The 3,391-nt window shown below is 60.4% G+C and carries 3 protein-coding genes; all 3 read left to right on the plus strand.

Features of this window, described 5'->3' with window-relative positions:
- Nucleotides 1–328 (plus strand): DUF5372 family protein (locus NKH49_RS34440; protein ID WP_352625706.1); only part of this gene is annotated, 328 nt, incomplete at its 5' end.
- Nucleotides 329–505: 177 nt separating this feature from the next.
- Entirely contained in the window at nt 506–958 is a 453-nt protein-coding gene (locus NKH49_RS34445; RefSeq protein WP_352930109.1) for a helix-turn-helix domain-containing protein, read from the plus strand.
- Between the two features lie 295 nt (nt 959–1,253).
- Nucleotides 1,254–3,350: a recombinase family protein gene (locus tag NKH49_RS34450; RefSeq protein ID WP_352930112.1), complete on the plus strand. Its 2,097-nt coding sequence runs from the start codon at nt 1,254–1,256 to the stop codon at nt 3,348–3,350.
- Nucleotides 3,351–3,391: the final 41 nt, after the last annotated feature.

The following is a 3,391-nucleotide window of genomic DNA, read 5'->3' on the forward strand; positions in this document are numbered from 1 at the left end:
CGCTTGTACCTCACTTGGGAATGCAGACTCTACGAACGCAGTTACGCAATTAGTGCGGATCACGCATCCGTTTCATCCTCTGTTCTCGCGGCTGCTGCCATGTGTCGGCAGGCGATACAATCGGCATGGCGAACGCCTTTTGCTGCAGGCCGACGATACTGCCGTGTGGTCTGTTCCCCCGCAATGGACTGATCTTGCGAGCCCGGATCCAGAAGTTGTCATGGGGAATGGGCGGGCGCTCTTGCGTACTGTCGACTTGCTGGAGCTGGCCAGTCTGGTCGGGCGCCTTTCTGGTAAATCGGCTTCGCGATCACTCGACAAGTTGTAAGGATAATTATGCCGCATCTGTAAGGCGGATTATGCCGCAGGAGGGTTTGTATGATGAGCATATCCCAGCATTTCGGCTACACGTTCAGCATTTATCGCACAAGCCGCCTTGACATCGATGCTAATAGCGACATAAATATCTTTACGATTATGCTTCTTTCCACACTCGGAGCCGGCGATGTCCGACAGCAAGCGCTCGAAGACGGAGGCCCTCATCGAACAAGGCACCTTCAATCCAAACCCCGAGAAGGTGGGCGATCCGAAGTTCAGCGACAGCGAGTTCTTCGATCCGCACGACGCCGTGCAGGTCAGATACGAGATGCTGCGGCGCGTCTCCATCGACAACATGTCGGTGACGGTGGCGTCCGACGAGTATGGCGTTTCCAGGCCGACCTATTACCAGGCAAGGGCGAGCTTCGACGCAGCCGGGATTGCGGGACTGGTACCAAAGAAGCCGGGCCCCCGCGGTCCCCACAAAATCGACGACGAAGTCCTGGCGTTTCTTCAGGCGCAGTTGGGCCCGGGCGAACCCGTTCGTGCTCGGGAGCTGGCGAAGCTGGTCCGCCGCGAACTCGATGTCGAGCTTCATCCCAGGACGATCGAGCGGGTATTAAAAAAAACCGGCAGGTGAACATTGCCGCGGCATCGGTGCGTTCATCGATCCTGTCGTCGGCCATTGCGGCCCAGTATGAGGTGCTGCGCGGGGCAGCCCTCGGCGAAGCTCTGCCTCTCAAGGCTCGTAGCGGCCTCATGCTCTTTCTGCGCCGGGGCATGTGGGGATGGGCACAGACGCTGGCCGCAGCAGCAAATCCCCTGCAAGAACAAAGTCATCCACCGTCGACCGCCTGGCCGACGCACGGCGGGCACGCAGCCGTCGTTCACGTCCTTGCGACAATAGCCATGAGCATCCACGACCGGAGGTCACCATGAATGCGCACCTTAAAGTCCAGCCTCATCACGTCGAACGCAGCGCCTACCTGTACATCCGCCAATCCTCGATGCGGCAAGTCATCGAGAACACCGAGAGCGCCAGGCGGCAATATGCGCTTCGTGGACGTGCGGTCGCCCTCGGCTGGCGGGACGAGCAGATTATCGTGGTCGACAATGATCAGGGTGAATCCGGTGCTTCGGCGGCCTGGCGCGAGGGGTTTCAGCGTTTGGTCAGCGACGTCGGCATGGGGCGCGCCGGGATCGTGATGGGGCTGGAAGTCTCCCGGCTGGCGCGGAACAATGCCGATTGGCAGCGCCTGCTGGAGATCTGCGCTCTTGCCGACACCCTGATCCTCGATGAAGACGGCGTCTATGACCCCGCAGGCTTCAACGACCGGCTCCTGCTCGGTCTCAAGGGCACCATGAGCGAAGCAGAGTTGCATGTGATCAAGGCACGGCTGCGCGGAGGCATCCTCAACAAGGCAAGGCGCGGCGAGTTTCGCTGTCCCCTGCCAACCGGGCTGGTCTATGACCATTCCGGCAATGTGGTGCTCGATCCGGACACGCAAGTCAGGGAGACGATCATCCATTTCTTCGAGACGTTCGCTCGCGTCGGATCCGCCTCCCAGACCGTCAAGGCCTTTCGCACGGAAGGCCTTTTGTTCCCGTCACGCCTGCACAACAGTCAGACGGTGTTTCGGCCGCTGACCGCATCGACCGCGGTGCGCGTCCTGAACAATCCGCGTTACGCCGGCGCCTATGCCTATGGGCGGCGACACTATCGGCGCACCATCGACGGCAAGAAGACTGTGCGTGCGCGAACTAATGATGATTGGCCGGCCTGCATTCCCGATGCGCATCCCGGCTATATCAGCTGGGAACAACATCAGGAGAACCTGAAGATTCTCAAGGCGAACGGCCAAGGATGTGACGCGGCACGAGCGTCAATCCCAAGAGAAGGCCCGGCGCTGCTGCAAGGTCGGGCGGTATGTGGGCAATGCGGCCGGCATTTCCGGGTTCGCTACGCTGCCCGGCGCGGCCGACAGGAAGCCTGGTACATCTGCGATCGCGCCCATACCTATCGCGGTGACCCCTTGTGCCAGTCGATCGCCGGGCCTCCTGTCGATGAAGCCATCGGCAGGCTGATTGCCGAGCAGATGACGCCGGCCGCCGTCGAACTGGCGCTCGACGTCCGTAAGGAGATCCAAGCCCGGCATGAAGAAGCAGATCGGCTGCGCTGTCGCGCGGTCGAGCGCGCCCAGATCGAGGCCGATCTCGCCCAGCGCCGTTTCATGCTGGTCGATCCCGACAATCGTCTCGTCGCCGACACGCTCGAAGGCGAATGGAACGAGAAGCTCCGTATTTTGGCCAAGGCCCGCGAAGAGCGTGAGCGTGCCCGGGAGCACGATCAATTCATCCTTGATGAAGCTGTCCGCGAGCGGCTGGTCGCAATGACGGTGGATTTCAACAAGCTCTGGGCGGATCCCGACACACCAAACCGCGAACGCAAGCGACTCCTTGCCCACATCATCGAGGATGTCACTCTCGTCAAGCTGCCGGCGGAAGGAACCACCAAGGTTCACGTGCGATTCAAAGGCGGCAAGATCCAGACGCTCACAACCTTGAGCCCAAAATCTTCCGCCCAGCAGATCAAGACGCAGCCCGGCATCGTCGAACTGGTCGATAAACTCCTCGACGACCACATCTATTCCGAGATCGCAGAACTGCTCAACCAGCAAGGATACCGTCCCGGCGAGGCCGCACGCCGCGGTCGCCACACCGCCCGCTTCACGGCCTTGCGAGTTGCCTATCTCGTTCACCAATACAAGCTGCGCTCTCGCTATGACCGCCTGCGGGAACGTGGAATGCTGACAAAACAGGAAGCGGCCGCGCGTCTCAATATCCACGAGCACACCGTCACCCGATGGGCCAAACATGGCCTCATCGCCAGCCACGCCTACAACGGGCACTATTGCCTGTACGAACTTCCCGTTTCGGATCTACCGCAAAAACAATGCAGCCGATGGAACCGGCTCGTCGATCGCGCTGCCGCACGAAGGCAAAATGCCAGCCAGGCAAAAACTCTCAACTGAAGACGAAAGGGGACGTAGTATGAATGCAGATCGTTGGCATA

Source organism: Mesorhizobium sp. M1088 (assembly GCF_040318575.1).
In the GTDB taxonomy this organism is placed as follows: domain Bacteria; phylum Pseudomonadota; class Alphaproteobacteria; order Rhizobiales; family Rhizobiaceae; genus Mesorhizobium.